The organism is Streptomyces sp. NPDC050548, assembly GCF_044457385.1.
Lineage (GTDB): Bacteria > Actinomycetota > Actinomycetes > Streptomycetales > Streptomycetaceae > Streptomyces.
Genome location: NZ_JBITGV010000010.1, coordinates 255,034 through 274,528, shown reverse-complemented (window position 1 = coordinate 274,528; position 19,495 = coordinate 255,034). Strand labels below are relative to the sequence as shown.

The following is a 19,495-nucleotide window of genomic DNA, read 5'->3' as shown; positions in this document are numbered from 1 at the left end:
TGAGGCAACATAAATTGCCTCTGAGGTTGACATCAGACCGAGGATGGTTGCAGCCTGAAAGAAATTCCTCGTGACCTCGCACCGGAAAGGACGTGCTGATGTCCGTCACCACCGGCAGCAACGACATCGATTTCGACAACACCGAGGAACTCGACATTCCTCGCCTCGCGGAGAGCCGCGACACCATCGAAGCCGAACGTACATACCGCAAGCGGCAGTTGGCCGCCGCGTTCCGGATCTTCGCCCGCTACGGCTTCGACGAGGGCATCGCCGGACACATCACCGCACGGGACCCCGAGTTCCCCGACCGGTTCTGGGTGAACCCGTACGCGGTGCACTTCTCGAAGATCCGCGTCAGCGACCTGCTGCTCATCGACGAGGAGGGCCGGGTGATCGAGGGTGACCGCAGGACCAACAAGGCGGCCTTCTGGATCCACTCCTCCATCCACCACGCCCGCCCGGACGTCGTGGCGGTGGCACACGCCCACACCATCCACGGCCGGGCCTTCGCCTCACTGGACAAGACCCTTAACCCGATCGTGCAGGAGTCCTGCGCCTTCTACGACGACCATGTCCTGTTCGACGAGTACAAGGGTCTGGTGCTTGAGAAGTCCGAGGGCGAGCGGATCGCCGTCCGGCTCGGCGACAGGAGGGCGGCCATTCTCCGGCACCACGGCCTGCTGACCGTCGGCCGGTCGGTCGAGGAGGCCGCGTGGTGGTTCATCACCATGGAGCGCGCCTGCCAGATGCAGCTGCTCGCCGACGCCGCCGGAACGCCCCGGATCATGACCGAGGAGGAAGTGACCCTGGCGCACCGGCAGTTCAGCAACGCCAACATGGCACGGCACAACTTCAATCTCCTGGCCGACCTCGTGGTGGAGGAGGAGCCCGACGTACTGGAGTAGGGCCGGCGAGTCGGGTCAGAGGGCCCACCGGCAGTACAGCCTCCGGTTCTCCGCCACGGCCCGTCGGGCCAGCCCGGACAGCAGCCGGAGCAGTTCCAGCGCCTCGGCGGGCGGCAGACCCACCTCCTCCACGGCCCCGAACGGCACTGCCACCAGGCCCAGTTGGCCATCCGTCGCCGAGGCCAACGCGTCCCGGAGTGTGTCGGAGACGCTGATGCCGAAGGCGGCTTCGGCCTCTGGATCCGAGAGCAGTTGCCCGGAGCGCGGACGGGCGCGTGCCTGGTCGTAGGCGCAGTCCGTAAGGAGGCCTTCGAGCCGCGCCATGACGACCACCGGGTCGATGCCCTTCAGGGACAGGACGTCGAAGACCGACGGATCCGGTCCGCCCGGTGTGTCGAGGACACCGACGGCGGCCTCGTCGCTCGCGGCGGAGAAGTAGTCGCACATGGCCATGCCGAAGATCCTGCCCGATCCCGGTTCCGGAGGGCGCCTGTCGTACGGTTGCCACTCGGGGTTGGTGAACATTGGGGTGGAAATGGCCGTTTCCGGCGACGAGTTGACGCGCACGCTGCCCGGCATTCTGCGGGAGCACTCGGACCGGATCGGGGACAAGACCGCCTACCTGGATGACCGACGCGCCGTCACCTACCGGGAGTTGGAGCGGCGCACCGCCCGGCTGGCGGGCCATCTGGTGCGGCTCGGGGTGGGGCGTGGGGACCGGGTCGCGATCCATCTGGGCAACCGGGTGGAGCTGGTCGAGGCCTGGCTCGGCGTGTTGCGCGCCGGAGCGATCGGTGTACTCCTCAACTCCGCCGCGTCGGAAGAGGAGTTGGCGTATTTCCTCGACGACAGCGGCGCCGTCGCGGTCGTGACGGAGCAGCCGGTCGCCCAACCGGCCTCCCTACGACAGGTGATCGTCGTCGGGCGGGACGAACTCCCCAACGGCACCCTCGACTTCAAGGACCTGGCCGGGACGGATTCCGGTACGGCCGCCCGTGACGACCTCGGGCTCGACGAGCCGGCCTGGATCCACTACACGTCGGGCACCACCGGGCAGAGCAAGGGCGTGGTCTCCACGCAGCGTTCCGCGCTGTGGTCCGTGACGAAGGCCTACGTACCGGCGTACGGGCTGGAGCAACAGGACCTGCTGCTCTGGCCGTTGCCGATGTTCCACGCCCTCGGCCACTCCGTGTGCCTGCTGGGTGTCGTCTCGGTCGGTGCGACGGCGCGTGTCCTCGGGCCGGGTGCGAACCTCGCCGAGGCGCTCGCCGCCGAGCCGTTCACCGTCCTGGGCGGAGTGCCCGCCACCTACCGTCTCCTGCTGGAGTCACTGCGCGAGACGGCACGCCCGGTCCCCGCCTCGCTACGGGTGTGTGTCAGCGGCGGGGCGCCCTGCTCGCCGGAGTTGAGGGCCGAGGTCGAAAAGACCCTGGACGCTCCCCTGCTCGACGGATACGGCTCCACGGAGACCTGCGGGAAGATCGCGATCGAGCGGCTGGACAGCCCCCGCGACGACCCCTCGCGCGGATTCCCGCTGCTGGTGCTGGACGTCCGCATCACCGACCCGTCCACCGGTGCCGAGGCCGGCGACGGGGACGAGGGCGAGATCTGGGTGCGCGGCCCCGGTCTGATGGCGGGCTATCACAACCGTCCGGAAGCGACCGCGGAGGCGTTCACCGACGGCTGGTACCGCACCGGGGACCTCGGTCGGCGCGACACACACGGCCACCTCCATGTCACCGGCAGGGTCAAGGAACTCATCATCCGGGGCGGTGTGAACATCAACCCGCCCGAGGTGGAACGGGTGTTGCTGGCCCGCCCCGACATCGTCGACGCCGCGGTCGTCGGCCGGCGCCACGATGTGCTGGGCGAGGTGCCGGTGGCGTTCGTCGTGCCCGGCCCGGACGGCGTCGACACGGAGCGGGCGCTCGCCGCCTGCCGGGAGCGGCTGTCCGGGTTCAAGGTGCCGGACGAGATCTATCCGACCGCGTCCCTTCCCCGTACCGCGTCCGGGAAGATCGCCCGCGCGGTGCTCGTCGAGGAGTTGCCGCAGCGCCTCGCCGCGGAACGTACGGCCGCCTCGGCCGCGCTGCGCGAGCGGCTCGCCGCCGCGTCCGACGCCGTGCTCGACCTGGTCCTCGACGTGACGGCACGGACCCTCGACGTCCCCGTTCCTGAACTTGACCCCGAAGTACCGTTCAGCGCACAGGGGTTGACCTCGCTCGGCGCTGTCCTGCTGCGCGACCGGCTGGGCACGGCGACCGGTCTCGCGCTGCCCGCGACGCTGGTGTTCGACCATCCCACGCCCGCGGCCGTGGCGGACCTGGTGCGCGACGCGTTGCACGGTGAGAGTCACCCGGGGCCCGCGCGCACTTCCGCGGGCGACCCCGGGGAGCCCATCGCCGTCGTCGCCATGGCCTGCCGCTATCCGGGCGGGGTGGAGTCCCCGGAGGACCTGTGGCGGCTGGTCGCCGACGGCACGGACGCGACCTCCGACTTCCCCACCGACCGTGGCTGGCACGTGGCCGACCTGTACGACCCGGACCCCGACCGCCTCGGCAAGTCGGTCACCCGCCGGGGCGGTTTCCTGCACGACGCGGCCGATTTCGACGCGGCCTTCTTCGCCATGTCACCCCGCGAGGCCCTGGCCACGGACCCTCAGCAACGGCTGCTCCTGGAGACGAGTTGGGAGCTGCTGGAGCGGGCGGGGCTGGACCCGGCCGGTCTGCGGGACAGCGACACCGGCGTGTTCGTGGGCGTCATGCACGCCACCTACGCGAGCCGACTGCACCACGGCGGGCACGAGTTGGAGGCGCATCTCGCTCTCGGCTCGGCGGGCAGTGTGGCCTCCGGCCGTATCGCCTACACGCTGGGGCTGCGCGGCCCCGCCGTGACCGTGGACACGGCGTGCTCGTCGTCGCTGGTCGCGATACATTCGGCCGTACGGTCCCTGCGCGACGGGGAGTGCTCTCTCGCGCTGGCCGGCGGGGTCACGGTCATGTCGTCGCCCGGACCGTTCATCGCGTTCAGCAGGCTGCGTGGGCTGGCTCCGGACGGCCGCTGCAAGCCCTTCTCGGCGGCGGCCGACGGTACCGCATGGGGCGAGGGTGTCGGTCTGGTCCTGCTGGAGCGGCTCTCGGACGCGCGCCGCAACGGCCATCCCGTACTGGCCGTGCTGCGCGGCTCGGCCGTCAACTCCGACGGCGCGTCCAACGGCCTCACCGCCCCCAACGGCCCCGCACAGCAACTCGTGATCCACGCGGCACTGGCCGACGCGGGGCTGTCCCCGGCCGACATCGACACCGTGGAGGCACACGGCACGGGCACCGCGCTCGGCGACCCGATCGAGGCACACGCGCTCCTCGCCACCTACGGCCGGGACCGCACCGCCCAACGCCCGCTGTGGCTGGGCTCGCTGAAGTCCAACCTCGGACACACCCAGGCCGCCGCCGGGGTGGGCGGTGTCATCAAAACGGTGCTGGCGATGCACCACGGCCGACTCCCCCGCACCCTGCACGCCGACGAGCCCTCCCCGCACGTGGACTGGTCGTCGGGCACGGTACGGCTGCTGTCCCAGGACGAGGAGTGGCGACCCGAGCCCGGACGGCCGAGGCGGGCGGCGGTCTCCGCGTTCGGCATCGGCGGCACCAACGCGCACGTGATCCTGGAAGAGGCGGAAGCAGACACTGCACCAGCCCCGCGCAACGCGGTGACACCCCCGTTGCTCCTCTCGGCCGCCACCCCGTCCGCTCTCCGAGCGCAGGCCGCCCGCACCGCGACCTTCCTCCGCGAACACCCCGAACTCCCCCTGCTGGACACGGCGTTCACCCACGCCACGAGCCGGTCCGGACTCCCCCACCGCGCGGCCGTCACCACCAACGACCGGGCAGCGACCCTGACCGCCCTCGACGCCCTGGCGGATTCCGCTTCCCCGCACACCGTCGCCTCCGCCGCCCGCCTGGCCCTGCTGTTCACCGGCCAGGGCACCCAACGGACCGGCATGGGAGGGGAGTTGTACGACACCTTCCCCGTGTTCGCGACCGCCTTCGACGCCCTGTGCACACGCTTCGACGCACACCTGGAGCGTCCCCTGCGCTCGGTGCTCCGGGACGCGGACAAAACCGCCCTGCTGGACCGCACGGACTTCGCCCAAGCCGCCCTGTTCACCTACGAGGTGTCCCTCTTCCGGCTGCTCGCTTCCTGGGGTGTACGGCCGGACTTCCTGGCCGGGCACTCGGTCGGCGAGCTGGCGGCGGCGCACTGCGCGGGCGTGCTGTCCGAGGCCGACGCCGTCGAACTGGTCGGGGCCCGTGGGAGGTTGATGCGGGAACTGCCGGAGGGCGGCGCCATGGTGGCGCTCGACGCCACCGAGGCGGAGGTGACGGCCGAGCTGACCGAGGGGGTCGCGATCGCGGCCGTGAACGGCCCGCGCGCGGTCGTCGTCTCCGGCACGGAGAAGCCGGTCCTCGCGCTCGCGGAACGCTTCGCCGTACGGGGCCGCCGTACCGTCCGACTACGGGTCAGCCACGCCTTCCACTCCCCCCTGATGGAGCCGATGCTCGCCGAATTCGGCCGCATCGCGGGCGAGTTGACCTACGGCACGCCCAGCATCCCCGTGCTGTCGGGCCTGACCGGGCTTCCGGCCACCGGGGAGGAGCTGCGGTCGGCCGCGTACTGGGTGCGGCACGCCCGTGAGGCCGTGCGGTTCGGGGACGCCGTCCACTGGCTGGCGCACGACGGACGGGTGACCGCGTTCGCCGAGGTCGGCCCGGACGCCCATCTCACCGCCCTGGCAGCCGGGGCCGGCAAGGAGCTTCTCTTCGCCACGACGGCCCGGCGGGGAAGCGCCGAGTCGCGGACGCTGTTCGACGCGCTCGGCCAACTCCACGTACACGGCGTGCGGTTGGACTGGCGCCGGGTCTACGCCGACAGCGGTGCCCGGCGGGTCGACTACCTGCCGGCCTATCCCTTCCAGCGGCAGCGCTACTGGCTGCCCGACACCGGCAGCGACCGGAGCGCCGGCTCCGGGCACCCGCTGGTGACTCAGGTCGTCACGGTGCCGGGTACGGAACGGCTGCTGTGCGGCGGGCGGTTGTCCGGTGCGGCCCAACCGTGGCTGCGGGACCACGTCGTGGGCGGACACACCCTCGTACCGGGCGCGGCCTTCGCCGACCTCGTGCTGCACGCGGGCGACCTGTGCGGGCTGGCCGTACTGGAGGAACTCGCCCTGCTGAACCCGCTGTTCCTGCCCGACGACGACGAGGAGGGCGTCCAGGTCCAGGTCGTCCTGGGCGACCCGGACGACTCCGGGCGCCGCGCGGCGGACGTGTACGCGCGGTCCGAGGAATCCGGGGCGCTCGGTGCCTGGACACAGCAGGCGACCGGTCGGCTCGGCCCGACCGTGCCGGGCGTCCTGGGCGACGCGGTCGCGCTCACCGTGTGGCCGCCGACAGGTGCCACGCGGGTGGACCTGTCCGAGGCCTACGACCGGGTGGCCGCGGCAGGGTTGGCGTACGGTCCGGCGTTCCAGGGGGTCACCGCGTTGTGGCGGCGCGGCGAGGAACTGTTCGCCGAGGTCGGCCCGTTGCCGGTCGCGGACGCCCGGCGCCATGTCCTCCACCCGGCGCTGCTGGACGCAGCCCTGCACCCGGGTCTGCTCGCCGAACCGCCCACCGGTCCTGCCCGGCTGCCGTTCGCCTGGCGGGGCCTGACCGTGCACGCCACGGGCGCGACGGCACTGCGAGTCCGTATGACGCGGCCCGGCCCGGACGCGATCACCCTCGATCTCGCGACCCTCACCGGCGCGCCCGTGGCCCGCCTGGAGTCGATGACGACCCGACCGGCACCGGAGATCGGTCCTGCCCCGGCCGGAGAGCTGTACCGGCTGCGTTGGACGGACGTGCCCGCTGTCGGTGAAGTGCCCGCCGTGGCGGTGTCGGAGACGGACGACCTCGGCCTGGCCGCGTTCCTCGCCTCCGCCGACAATGAGGAGACACCGGAGACCACCGTCGCCTCCCTGGCCGCTCCCGACAGCAAGGACCCGGTCGCCGGGGCGCATCAACTCACGGTGCGGGCAATGCAGTTGCTGCAAACGCACCTCGCCGGTTCCGGGCGCCTGGCCGTGGTCACGCGCGGCGCCGCCGACCCTTCGCCCGACCTGCCCGCCGCCACGGTCTGGGGCCTGCTCCGAACCGCGCAGGCCGAGTACCCCGGACGCCTCACCCTCGTGGACGTGGACGGCCACCCCGAGTCGCTACGACAGCTGCCCGCCGCGCTCGCTACGGGTGAACCTCAACTCGCCGTATGCGAGGGCGCCTTGCGCGTGCCCCGGCTGGCTGCGGCGCCCCCTTCCGAGGACGCGGGCTCGCTCGCCGGGGGCACCGTCCTGATCACCGGCGGCACCGGGTCCCTGGGCGCGATGCTGGCCCGGCATCTTGTCGACCGGCACGGCGTGCGGCGGCTCGTCCTCCTCAGTCGGCGCGGTGAACAGGCGCCGGGAGCACGGGAGTTGCGTGACGATCTACATCGGGCGGGCGCGCAGGTGGATCTGGTGGCCTGCGACATCACCGAGCGGGACCAACTCGCCGCCGTACTGAAGGCGTTCGGGCCGGACCTGACCGCCGTAGTGCACGCGGCCGGGGTGCTGGACGACGGTGTGCTGGCGTCGATGACACCTGAGCGCCTGGCGGCGGTGCTGCGGCCGAAGGCCGACGCGGCCTGGCAGTTGCACGAGTCGACGAAGGACCTGCCGCTGGCCCGGTTCGTGCTGTTCTCGTCGGCGGCGGGGCTGCTGGGCAATCCGGGGCAGGCCAACTACGCGGCGGCGAACTCCTTCCTGGACGCGCTCGCGCGCCATCGCTCCGAACTGGGCCTGCCCGCGCTGTCGTTGGTCTGGGGCGCGTGGGCGGACCAGGAGGGCATGGCGGCCCGCAGCGGCCGGGTGCACGGCGGTCCGGTGCGCGCGGTCTCTCCGGAGCAGGCGTTCGCACTCTTCGACGCCGCGCTCGGCAGCACCGAACCCGTCCTCGCGCCACTGCCGTTGGACCGCTCACCCAAGGCGCTCCCGGCCGGGACGGCCGTTCCGCCACCGCTGCGCGGGCTGCTGCGTACGGGCCGGCCCACGGCCGCCGCAGCGAGCGCGGGTGGCGGCGGAGTGACGGACGACGGCGCCGGATCCTGGCGGAACCAACTCGCCGCCCTGGCCCCGCCCGAGCGTTTGCCCGCCCTGCGGTCGCTCATCCGCACCGAGGTCGCCGCCGTGCTCGGTCACACGGAAGTCGACGCCGTGGACCGGGACTTCGCCGAACTGGGTCTCGACTCCCTGATGCGGGTCATGCTCTGCAACCGGCTGAGCCTGCTGACCGGGACACCACTTGCCGTCACCGTGGCCTACGACTGGCCGGACACCGAACAGCTCGCCGAGCACCTGTACGGCGAGCTGCGCGGCGCACTGCCCGACGAGACCGCCGCCGCGAGCGTCCCGGCACCGGTGCGGTCCGGGGGACGCGGACGCGGAGCCGGGCAGTCGCTGCCCGCCCTGTACCGGCAGGTGTGCGAGACCGGCGACGTCGTATCGGCCATGCATCTGCTGGTGACCGCGTCCATCGGCGCGACCACCTTCGGCCCGGAGGAGGCCGCCCGGCACGCGCTGCCGCCGTTGCGGCTGGCCGCGGGCGCCCGGGGGCCGGCCCTGGTCTGTGTTCCCGGCTTCGCCTCCAACCTGGGCCGTCCCTGGTACGCCGGGCTCGCCGCCTGCTTCGAGGGCGAGCGGGACGTGTTCGAGGTGCGGCACTCCGGGATCGATCACGGGGACGCGGTGCCACGGGATCTGGAGACGCTGACCGCGTCGCACGCCGCGACCGTGCGGCACCAGCTCGGCGATCGCCCCTATGTAGTGGTCGGCCATTCCATGGGGGGATCGGCCGCCCACGCGCTCACCACGCACCTGGCGGACCTCGGCGCTCCCCCGGCCGGGCTCGTCCTGATCGACTCGTACCACATCACCCCGGACCGGGAGGCCGAGCCGTGGCTGTTGTCCCTGCCCGCGCGGATTCCGCTGGCGGCCGGCGAGAAATTCGACACCCTGGTGGACGATCTGGCGCTGCTGTCGTTGGGTGCGTACACGCGGATGTTCCGTGGCTGGCAGCCCGAACTCACGCAGGTGCCAAGCCTGTTGGTCCGGGCCTCCGCACCGCTGGCGGACATGCCGTCGGAGTGGCGGTCGTCCTGGCCCGGCGCGCGGGACACGGCGGACGCCCCCGGCACTCATCTCAGCGTGCTCGAAGAGGACGCGCCGACCACGGCCGAGGCCGTCCGCGACTGGATCGACGGCCTCGCATAGCCCGACGGGAGATCGAATATCTGTGTTCGCGGCATGAGAAACGGAATTCACGGCCGCACACTCCCGATCGCGCCGTGCTACTATTGATCTCAGTTGCAGTTGTGGTTGCCAAACCCTTCAGATGCCCGCACCGCCCTCCGAGGCGGTGGAGCATTTTTTTGTGTGTCCGGTTTTTCTTCCGGCGGGGTGATCATCACGGCGACACGGAGCCCGCACAGTGCGGACTCCGCTGACCGCCCCGAAGGAGAACAAAATGGCCAGTGGCACAGTGAAGTGGTTCAACGCGGAAAAGGGTTTCGGCTTCATCGAGCAGGACGGTGGCGGCGCTGACGTCTTCGCCCACTACTCGAACATCGCCGCCCAGGGCTTCCGCGAGCTGCAGGAGGGTCAGAAGGTGACCTTCGACATCGCGCAGGGCCAGAAGGGCCCGACGGCCGAGAACATCGTCCCTGCGTAACACCGACGTTAACTTCGCAGCTGGGGCCCGCACCTTGGGGTGCGGGCCCCAGCTCGCTGCATTTCCCAAGCTTTCGGCGATATTCCGCCGAAGCCACCGGCTCGTTCTTGCGATTCTCTGCGCCGTTCATTCACCGCGGGAATTCCTTGATACGTGCCATATCAAGGAAGGTTCCACATTTTGAACCGCGCACGTACGAATGACCGCTTCTCGCGAAAGCGCAGTGGAAATCCGGAATCCGGAAAGAGCGGCGGCTACCGTTCGGCGGCCCCGTCCGGCAATCGCTCCAGTGCTCCGCGCCGCTCCAAGGGCGGCGGCGGCCGACCGGCCGCGCTGCAGGGCGAGTTCGCGCTGCCGAAGACCGTGACCCCCGGCCTGCCCGCCGTGGAGTCGTTCGCCGAACTCGACATGCCCGCCAAGCTGTTGGCCGCGCTCGGCCACGAGGGCGTCACCGTCCCGTTCCCGATCCAGGCGACGACCCTCCCCAACTCCCTTGCCGGGCGCGACGTTCTCGGCCGCGGCCGTACCGGCTCCGGCAAGACCCTCGCCTTCGGCCTCGCGATGCTGGCCCGTACGGCGGGCCGCCGTGCCGAGCCGCGTCAGCCGCTCGCGCTCGTCCTCGTCCCGACCCGCGAACTGGCCCAGCAGGTCACCGACGCGCTCACCCCGTACGCCCGCGCCGTCAGCGTGCGGATGACCACCGTCGTCGGCGGTATGTCGATCGGCCGCCAGGCCGGGGCGCTGCGCGGTGGCGCAGAGGTCGTGGTCGCGACTCCGGGACGCCTCAAGGACCTGATCGACCGCGGCGACTGCCGCCTCGACAACGTCACCATCACCGTCCTCGACGAGGCCGACCAGATGGCCGACATGGGCTTCATGCCCCAGGTCACCGGTCTGCTGGACCAGGTGCAGACGGGCGGCCAGCGGATGCTGTTCTCGGCCACCCTGGACCGCAACGTGGACCTCCTGGTCCGCCGCTACCTGACCGACCCCGTCGTCCACTCCGTCGACCCCTCCGCCGGCGCGGTCACGACGATGGAGCACCACGTCCTGCACGTCCACGGCACGGACAAGCAGCGGGCGACCACCGAGATCGCGGCGCGCGACGGCCGGGTCATCATGTTCCTGGACACCAAGCACGCGGTGGACCGGCTGGTCAAGCACCTGCTGAGCAACGGCGTCCGGGCGGCCGGTCTGCACGGCGGCAAGTCCCAGCCGCAGCGCACCCGCACCCTCGCCCAGTTCAAGGACGGGCATGTGACGGCGCTGGTGGCGACCAACGTCGCGGCCCGCGGCATCCACGTCGACAACCTCGACCTGGTCGTCAATGTCGACCCGCCCACCGACCCCAAGGACTATCTGCACCGCGGCGGCCGTACGGCCCGTGCGGGCGAGTCCGGCAGTGTCGTCACGTTGGTCACCCCCGACCAGCGCCGTGACTTCACCCGCCTGATGACCATGGCCGGCGTGACCGCCGAGGTCACCTCGGTACGGTCGGGCGAGGAGGAGCTGACCCGGATCACCGGCGCTCAGGCCCCCTCCGGCGTCCCGGTCGTCATCACCGCTCCGGTCGTGGAGCAGCGCGAGCGCACCCGGCGCAGCCCTTCCTCCTCGTCCTCGCGCGGCCGTCGTGGCCGTCCCGCCGGCGAGGGCCGGACCGGCGGCGGCGCCGCCCGGCGCGGTGGCGGCGGCACCGGTGGCTCCGGCGGAAGCGGCAGGGGTCAGCGACGGTCGTCCTTCGGCCCCGCGGCCTGAGGATCAACTCGGCCTCTTTGTGGGCCTGTTCGGACGGTTTCCCCTTCTCTCTGTGAGGCAACATGCGTTGTGTCATCGCCCGGTATCCCTTCGATCTCACCAAGCTGGGAGTCCTGGAGACGATGAAGGGCATCAAGCCCGAACTGGTCACGGGTGAGTCCGTGACCATCGGGCGGCGCCGCTACCCCGTCAAGCAGGTGGGGCAGGTCATCACCCGGCAGGACCCGCGCGACTTCAACAGCGGCGAGGTCATCCGGGCCATGACCCGGCTCGGCTTCACCTGCCACGGCCTGCCGGAGGCGGTACCCGTGCACGTCCTCACTCCGATGGAGAACGCGTCGGCGCTGCTGGGCAGCGGCACGCCCCAGGACGCGTAGGAGAGACACCAGTACCACCGTGAGGGCCCTGCCGACGCGCGTCGGCAGGGCCCTCACGGCGTTCGGCGGCCCAGGAGGGACCCCTCGGAACGAGCAGATGAACAGCGGGTTAGCATATGAGCGCCGCCTAGCTCGAAAGAGAAACCTGTGTCTGTCAACGAGGACTCGTTCACCAACTGGAAGCACCGTGAGGAGATCGCGGAGTCGATGATCCCGATGATCGGGAAGCTGCACCGCGAGCAGGACGTCACGGTCCTGCTGCACAGCCGCTCCCTGGTCAACAAGTCGGTGGTCAGCATCCTCAAGACCCACCGGTTCGCCCGCCAGATCGACGGCGAGGAACTCTCCGTCACCGAGACCCTGCCGTACCTGCGCGCGCTCACCACGCTCGACCTGGGCCCCTCCCAGATCGACATCGGCATGCTCGCCGCGACCCACCGCACCGACGAACGCGGCCTGACCGCCGAGGAGTTCACCGCCGAAGCCGTCGCCGGTGCCACCGGCGGCAACAAGATCGCGTTCCGCGAGGGCCGCGACGTCGTCCTCTACGGTTTCGGCCGCATCGGCCGGCTGGTCGCCCGCCTGCTCATCGAGAAGGCCGGCTCGGGCAACGGACTGCGGCTGCGCGCCATCGTCGTACGCCAGGGCGGCGACCAGGACATCGTGAAGCGCGCCTCGCTGCTGCGCCGCGACTCGATCCACGGCCAGTTCCAGGGCACGATCACCGTCGACGAGGCGACCAGCACGATCATCGCCAACGGCAACGAGATCAAGGTGATCTACGCGGGCGACCCCTCCGAGGTCGACTACACGGCGTACGGCATCAAGGACGCCATCCTCATCGACAACACGGGCAAGTGGCGTGACCGGGAAGGACTTTCGCAGCATCTGCGACCCGGGATCGACAAGGTCGTACTGACCGCGCCCGGCAAGGGCGACGTCCCCAACATCGTGCACGGCGTCAACCACGACACCATCAAGCCGGACGAGCAGATCCTGTCCTGCGCGTCCTGCACCACCAACGCGATCGTGCCGCCGCTGAAGGCGATGGCCGACGAGTACGGTGTGCTGCGCGGCCATGTGGAGACGGTCCACTCGTTCACCAACGACCAGAACCTGCTGGACAATTACCACAAGGCCGACCGGCGCGGCCGTTCGGCGCCGCTCAACATGGTGATCACCGAGACCGGTGCCGCGTCCGCGGTCGCCAAGGCGCTGCCGGACCTCAAGGCGCCCATCACCGGCAGCTCGATCCGGGTCCCGGTGCCGGACGTCTCGATCGCGATCCTCAGCCTGCGGCTCGGCCGCGAGACCACCCGCGCCGAGGTCCTCGACCACCTCCGCGACGTCTCGCTGACGTCCCCGCTGAAACGGCAGATCGACTTCACCACCGCCCCCGACGCGGTGTCGAGCGACTTCATGGGCTCCCGGCATGCATCGATCATCGACGCGGGCGCCACCAAGGTCGACGGCGACAACGCGATCCTCTACCTCTGGTACGACAACGAGTTCGGCTACTCCTGTCAGGTCGTCCGGGTCGTCCAGCACGTCTCCGGGGTCGAGTACCCGACGTACCCGGCACCCGCCGTCTGACCGCCGGAACACGCTGAACGTACGACGGCCCGGCCGCCCAGGTGAGGGCGGCCGGGCCGTTGTCGGTCACAGCCGAGCGGGGTGTCAGCGAGTGCTGCGCTTGCCCCGGTACAGCACGACGAATCCGGCGACGAGCAGCAGCGCTCCGGCTGCCGCCGGCCACAGGTTCGCGCCGGTCTCCGCCAGGCCGCCCTGAGCCTGCGGCTGGTTCGGGCCTACGGCGGCGTAGCTCTCCCCGCCCGAGGACGAGGCGGGCGGTGTCGCCACGGGGCTGCCGACCTGACCGCCGGTCTGGTCGTCCGAACTCCCCTGCGTCTCCGTCGACTTGGACCCTTCGGTCTTCGTGTCGGCCTTGGGGACGGACACGGCGGTCGTCAGATCTCCGGGGTCGGTGGTCTGGGTGTCCGGCGCGCTGGTCTCGGGCTCGGCGGTGGGCTGGTCGTCGCTTCCGCCGGTCCCTCCGTTGTCGCCGTTGTTTCCGCCGTTCCCGTCGTTGCCACCGTTTCCGGCGGGCTCGTCGGACGCGGTCTCGGTGGGCGTCGCCGTAGCGGATTCAGTGGCCGTGGGAGACTCTTGCGGCTCACCCGAACCGCCGCCCGTACCGGATCCGTCACCCGAACCCGAGCCACCGGCCGTACCCGAGCCGTCGCCCCCGCCGGAGCCCGAACCGCCGCCCGTTCCGGGGTCGTTGTCCGTGCCGGCGCCGCACTTCTCGCCGCTGTTGATGCAGGTGACCATGTCGTTCATCAGGCTCTCGGAGAAGACGTTGATGAAGTCGCCGTGGTCGGTGACGGGCTTGTGCTGCTGCTCCGGGAAGGAGTCCACCGCGAACAGCGGGCTCGTCTTGCCGCCGTCCTGGAGGCTCGGCGCGTCGACGGCGTAGACGATCCGCTGCACCAGCTGCGGGATGGCCTTGAAGCCGGCCGGGCAGGCGCCGTCGGCGGCCTCGAAGGCCACATGGGTGCGGTGGTTGGCGCTGTCGATGTTGCGGCCGTCCCAGCAGCTCTGGAACTTGAAGGTGCGCACGACGTCACTTCCGGACGGGCACAGCGGGTACTTGTCCTTGAGCTGCCGGTCCTCGAACCCGGTACAGCTCCAGGAGGCGTTGGCGTTGGCCGGGCCGTTGACGAAGGCCTTCGCGTCGCCGGTGATGATGCGCAGGAGGCGCGGCATCGCGACGACCTTGCTCTGCGGGTTGCCCTCGAAGGTCAGGGTGACCTGCTTGGCCGTGACGATCTCACCGGTATTGCCCTCGGTGCCGCCGCCGGGCTTGTCGGCGTCCCGCTCCTGCTTGCCGTTCTGCAGGCGCAGCACGGGCCAGTAGTAGGTGGACTTGTCGCCCGGGTTCTCGCAGCTGGTGTCGGCGTTCGCGAGGTCCTGGTCGCTGGCGAAGGCGTTGTTGGACTGGTTGCCGATGTAGTCGTGGAAGTGGTGGGCGCCGTTGGTGACACCGGGCGCGACGATCACGTTGTCGGAGTTGAACAGGCCGTTCTCGTTCACCCCGCAGGCGGTGACGAACGTGCCCCGGGAGGCATCGGCCTGCTCCTGCGGAGCGTTCACATTCGGCTGTACGGAGGTGATGTCCGCGTAGTCCGAGGCGACGGGCCCGTTGGTGGACTGCTGCTGGCCCTGCTGACCCTGCTGTCCCTGGCCGCCCTGGTCTCCGGTGCTGGCACTGGCACTGGCACTGGCGCTCTGGTCGTCGCCGTTGCCGTCCTGGTCGCCCTGGTCGCCGTTCTCGTTCGTGGGCGCGATCAGGGTGCAGGCGGCGAGCGCGTCGAGTCCTTCCGGTCGGTCCCCGACGCGTGCGATCGCGTCGTCGATCCGCCCGATGGTCGCGGCCCGCTTCTCCTTCAACGGATTCATGATCGCGTTGTCGGCGAAGGAGGCGTCCTGGCGGATGGACTCCCTGGAGTCCTGAAGTTTCTGGTAGGCCTCGGTTATCTGCTGGTCCAGATTCGCGAGTTCCTTGTCGACGTCGGTCTTCGCCTCGTCGGGCACCGTCGTCAACTGGGTACCGATGTCCGGGCAGTCGATCGTCGCGCCTCGCGATGCCGCGTCCGGAGACCCTTGTTGGGCGGAGTCACCGCCCCAACCACCTTCGGACGCCGACGCGTAGACGTTCGCCGCCATCAGTCCTCCGCCGCCCAGCATCAGGGCGACTGCTGCCATCGTCGCGCGTCGTGCGCCTGTGGGGCGTCTGCGCGTGTTGCGTGCCAAGGAAGTTGCTCCTACACGTATCGGTCGGCCCGGCTCGTCCCGGCATGGAAATCCCCCGACCCAATACGGAGCCCGGTCCCGGTGTGTTCAACCGTCCCAGAAATTCATAGCGACCTCTTATGGATCACCCGCCCCGACGGGCCCCTGACCCCTCGACACACCAGGGCGAGGTAAAGGTCACAAATACGTATCGGACATATCGCGCTTCAACCTTCACACGAGGCACACACGTTGGCTAAGTTGGCGTCAGGCCGTACGACCTACTCCGGCGATCGGCGCCGGGCCGCACGGCTTGCGCCGAGTCCGGCGTGTCGCTCGCGACAGCCGGAGCCGGGGACCCAACCGAACTTGGGGTGAATCGGTCCAACTGCCCTTCAGGGCAAGGACCGTAGGGCAAACCTTCCGTGATCGACGCCCGAACCCGACAGCTAACCCGGTAGGCGCGAAGCGGAAGGAGCACGTCTGCCATGCCGGCAGAACGACGCACGCGCACCGGAGGCAGTGGCCCCACCGTGGACGACCGACCCACCCGCGACGAAGTCCAGCGGCGGATCAACTCTCTTTACGACCGGGCCGAGACGGACTCCGGAACCTACAACGCCACACGTGCGATGTCCGGGAAACCGCGCAAGCGTGTCGAGTCCCGCTCCAGCGCGTCACGTCCTTCCGACCCCGCCGTCGAAGCCGTCACCCGGCAGCTGTTCGACCGCGCCCGCACCCAACTGGGCCCGACCGTACCGGCGATGCTGCCGCCCGGCAGGACCCCGGCCCGCCCGGCCGAATCCCGCCCCGAGCGGTCCGAGCGACGTCCCGAGCCCCAGAGCACCGGCCGCGAACTCGAAGCGCAGCCCGGCCGCGCCGTGGCCGAACTGACCATGGGGACCACCGCCGCACCGGAGTCCACCGCCCCGCAACTCATGGGCCCCGCAGCGGAGTTGACCGCAGCACCCATCGCCGCGCTGCCTCCCGCCGCACAGGAGACACAGCAGACACAGCAGACACAGCAGTCTCCTGTGATGGCACAGATGCCGCAGATGTCACAGACGCAGGCACCTCAGGCGCAGATGTCTCAGGTGCCGCAGATATCTCAGGTGCCGCAGATATCTCAGGTGCCGCAGATGTCTCAGGTGCCGCAGATGTCTCAGATCGCGCAGATCGCACAGATGGCACAGGCCCAGATGTCGCAGATGCCTCCGGCGACCATTCTCGACCTGCCGCCGGTACCGCCCGCCCCCGCTGTCGACGTGCCGCCCGCGCGCGTCATGGCACCGCAGCAGTTCGCGACCGCCCCGGCACCGGCCTTCGACCCGCTCACCGCGAGCCTGGACCTGCTCCCGTCCATCGGCGCACCGCGCACCGAGACCGCGCCGACGGGCGCCACCTGGCCACCCCCGGAGACGGCCTGGTCCGCCCCGGAGACCACATGGTCCACCGGGCAGATGCCCATGGTGACCGAGCAACAGACCTGGGCGACAGGGCAGATGCCCGCGGTGACCCAACAACAGCCGTGGTCCACCGGCCAGTTCCCGGCAGTGACCGAGCAACAGACGTGGTCCACGGGCCAGATGCCCGCGGTGACCGAGCAACCGGCTTGGTCCACCGGACAGATGCCCGCAGTAGCCGAGCAACCAGCTTGGTCCACCGGACAGATGCCCGCAGTAGCCGAGCAACCAGCTTGGTCCACCGGGCAAATACCTCTCATCCCCCAGCAGCCCGCGGCCCGGCCCGACTGGCAGCCCGCACCGGAACCGTCCTGGCGCCCGCCGCAGCAGGAGTGGCAGCCGGCCGCCCCCGCCCCCGAGGTCTCCTTCGCCGCGGCCCCGTCCGTCGCGCCCGCGCCCCCCGCCCCTCCGGCCATGGCCCCCGAAGTCCCGCTCCCTCCGGCCCCGGCCATGAGCCCCGCGCCCACCGCAGTCGTGCCCACCGCGACCACACCGGACGCCGGCGCCCAGAGCAAGACCGCCACCGCGCTCGCCTTCGCCCGCGCACAGATCGGCAGGCCCTGCCTGTGGGGCGCTGCGGGACCGGACGCGTACGACTGCTCCAGCCTCACCCAGGCCGCCTGGAAGGCGGCGGGAGTCCTGCTCCCCCGCACCGCCCAGGAACAGTCCGGCGCGGGCGCCCTCGTCCCGCTCACGGACATCCGCGCCGGCGACCTGATCTTCTTCTACGACAGCATCGACCACGTCGGCCTCTACACCGGCAACGGCCTGATGATCCACGCGCCGAGCCCCGGCACGCCGATACGCGAGGAGTCGATCTTCTACGCCGGTTCCGCCGCCATCCGGGGCGCCGTACGACCCGCCTGAGCCAATGGGTCACATGCGTCCCGCTACTCCCGGCGGGCCGCGTCGTTGCTCTGTACGAGTGGTGGAACCCAGGACACGGTCGTAGCGTCGAACGAGAGACGGACGACGACCGTGTCCCTGCAGGCGGGTCCACCGCCGGTGCGGGTGCGGAGTGACGGGTACGAACGGGCGGCCGGGAGCGGACATGTACAAACACACCATGGTCGGAGTCGTCACGGTCTGTGCGGCCGCTCTGCTGGCGCCGGCCGTGGGCACCTCGTCCGCGGCCCCGGCGACGGTGCACGCGCAACCGGTCGCCCAGCGGCAGCCCGCGGTCCCCGTGCTGGTCGACTGCCTCTGGCATCCCGAGGTGCGTCCCGCCGACTTCATGCTCGCCTGCGGCGACGGCAACAGCCGCCTGGCGTCGCTGCGTTGGACCGCCTGGAACGCCAACTCCGCGACGGCCACGGGCGTCAACTGGGTGAACGACTGCAAACCCTATTGCGCGGCGGGCAAGTTCCACTCCTTCCCGGTGACCGTGCGGCTCGACTCCGCACAGACCTGGAAGCGGCATCCGCAGCTGCGGCAGTACGGCGAGATCACCCTGACGTACCCCGGAGCGCGGCCGGACAAGTTCCAGCACACCGTGACCTACCCCCTGTGGAACTGACTCACAGCGAGAGCTCCACCACCAGCGGCCGGTGATCGGAGATCTCCACCCTCGGCGCGCCCACCGCCCCCACGGCGTCCGCGGCGAGCCCCGTCGTCATGATGTGGTCGAGCTGGACGAGCGGCCGGTGCGAGGGGAAGGTCGCCCGCCGGGCCGCACTCCGCCAGCCACGCGGCGCGGTCGCGTTCAGAGTGATCCGGGGAAGAGCGCCGAAGAGGTTGAAGTCGCCCATCAGCACCCGGGGTTGGGGCAGCTCCGCGATCCAGCGGCGCACGGTGCGGAGTTGGCCGATGTTCCAGCCCGGCACGAACGAGAGATGCACGGCCACGGCGGTGAACGGCCCCTGCGGGCCTTCCAGTACGGCGGCCAGCGCGGCCCGTGGCTGATCCCGGGCCAGTACCGGAGCGGCCCGCCCGGCGACGCGCAACGGCACGGCCAGCGGGCCCGGGGACAGCCGTAGGGACCGCCATTCGCGGACCGGCAGCCGGGACAGCAACGCGACGCCCTGGGAAGGGAGTTCGGGCTCAAGGGCTGCGGGGCCGTGGACGCGCAGCGCGGGTTGGGACGGGTCGGTGACCCAGCCACGGTCCGGTACGAAACGGCTGTGCAGGGCCGTCGCGTAGCGCCAGTCGCGGGCGCCCAGCGCCGCGGCGGCGACCGCCGCCTGGTCGAGGCGGCCGGAGCGTTCCTGGAAGCGGTCGACCTCCTGGAGGGCCAGCACGTCGACGTCCAGGGACGCGACGGCTTCGGCGAGGGGTGCCGAGGGGTCCTCGGGGCGGCCGGCGGCCGGGTGGCCGTCCGGCCGGATCAGCTGGCCGTGCAGCACGTTGAACGTCGCGCACCGCACCCGTATGTCACCCATGGCCGCTCCCTTCCAGGGGAGCGATCT

At 70.8% G+C, this 19,495-nt stretch carries 11 protein-coding genes and 1 riboswitch; of the genes, 8 read left to right on the top strand and 3 right to left on the bottom strand.

Features of this window, described 5'->3' with window-relative positions; genetic code table 11:
* Positions 1-98: 98 nt before the first annotated feature.
* Positions 99-905 (top strand): class II aldolase/adducin family protein, encoded by an 807-nt coding sequence (locus tag ACIBJH_RS27550; protein ID WP_399119552.1) that lies wholly within the window; start codon positions 99-101, stop codon positions 903-905.
* A gap of 15 nt (positions 906-920) precedes the next feature.
* On the opposite strand, the gene ACIBJH_RS27545 is transcribed toward ACIBJH_RS27550, so the two are convergent.
* Positions 921-1,358: a hypothetical protein gene (locus ACIBJH_RS27545; protein ID WP_399119551.1), complete on the bottom strand. Its 438-nt coding sequence runs from the start codon at positions 1,356-1,358 to the stop codon at positions 921-923.
* Between the two features lie 82 nt (positions 1,359-1,440).
* On the opposite strand from ACIBJH_RS27545, the gene ACIBJH_RS27540 reads away from it, so the two are divergent.
* The 5 genes from ACIBJH_RS27540 (at position 1,441) to ACIBJH_RS27520 (ending at position 13,428) form a co-directional block, all read left to right on the top strand.
* Positions 1,441-9,246 carry an SDR family NAD(P)-dependent oxidoreductase gene (locus ACIBJH_RS27540; protein WP_399119550.1) on the top strand — a complete coding sequence of 2,602 codons (7,806 nt, stop codon included), beginning with the start codon at positions 1,441-1,443 and terminating at the stop codon, positions 9,244-9,246.
* A 253-nt stretch (positions 9,247-9,499) separates the two neighbouring features.
* Positions 9,500-9,703: a cold-shock protein gene (locus ACIBJH_RS27535; RefSeq protein WP_019056860.1), complete on the top strand. Its 204-nt coding sequence runs from the start codon at positions 9,500-9,502 to the stop codon at positions 9,701-9,703.
* Between the two features lie 180 nt (positions 9,704-9,883).
* Positions 9,884-11,458 (top strand): DEAD/DEAH box helicase, encoded by a 1,575-nt coding sequence (locus tag ACIBJH_RS27530; RefSeq protein WP_399119549.1) that lies wholly within the window; start codon positions 9,884-9,886, stop codon positions 11,456-11,458.
* 62 nt (positions 11,459-11,520) lie between these two features.
* Entirely contained in the window at positions 11,521-11,835 is a 315-nt protein-coding gene (locus ACIBJH_RS27525; RefSeq protein ID WP_399119548.1) for an SCO5918 family protein, read from the top strand.
* Between the two features lie 147 nt (positions 11,836-11,982).
* Positions 11,983-13,428 (top strand): glyceraldehyde-3-phosphate dehydrogenase, encoded by a 1,446-nt coding sequence (locus tag ACIBJH_RS27520; RefSeq protein WP_399119547.1) that lies wholly within the window; start codon positions 11,983-11,985, stop codon positions 13,426-13,428.
* An 84-nt stretch (positions 13,429-13,512) separates the two neighbouring features.
* On the opposite strand, the gene ACIBJH_RS27515 is transcribed toward ACIBJH_RS27520, so the two are convergent.
* The gene (locus ACIBJH_RS27515; RefSeq protein ID WP_399119546.1) at positions 13,513-15,600 is read right to left on the bottom strand and encodes a DUF1996 domain-containing protein; all 2,088 of its coding nucleotides are present in this window, start codon (positions 15,598-15,600) and stop codon (positions 13,513-13,515) included.
* Positions 15,601-15,933: 333 nt separating this feature from the next.
* A riboswitch (cyclic di-AMP (ydaO/yuaA leader) is annotated at positions 15,934-16,107 on the top strand.
* Between the two features lie 8 nt (positions 16,108-16,115).
* On the opposite strand from ACIBJH_RS27515, the gene ACIBJH_RS27510 reads away from it, so the two are divergent.
* Both ACIBJH_RS27510 and ACIBJH_RS27505 read left to right on the top strand, forming a co-directional pair.
* A complete protein-coding gene (locus tag ACIBJH_RS27510) occupies positions 16,116-17,957 on the top strand; it encodes an NlpC/P60 family protein (protein ID WP_399119545.1) in 1,842 nt (613 codons plus the stop codon).
* 184 nt (positions 17,958-18,141) lie between these two features.
* Positions 18,142-18,606 (top strand): hypothetical protein, encoded by a 465-nt coding sequence (locus tag ACIBJH_RS27505; protein WP_399119544.1) that lies wholly within the window; start codon positions 18,142-18,144, stop codon positions 18,604-18,606.
* 1 nt (position 18,607) lies between these two features.
* On the opposite strand, the gene ACIBJH_RS27500 is transcribed toward ACIBJH_RS27505, so the two are convergent.
* A complete protein-coding gene (locus ACIBJH_RS27500; RefSeq protein ID WP_399119543.1) occupies positions 18,608-19,468 on the bottom strand; it encodes an endonuclease/exonuclease/phosphatase family protein in 861 nt (286 codons plus the stop codon).
* Between the last annotated feature and the right edge of the window lie 27 nt (positions 19,469-19,495).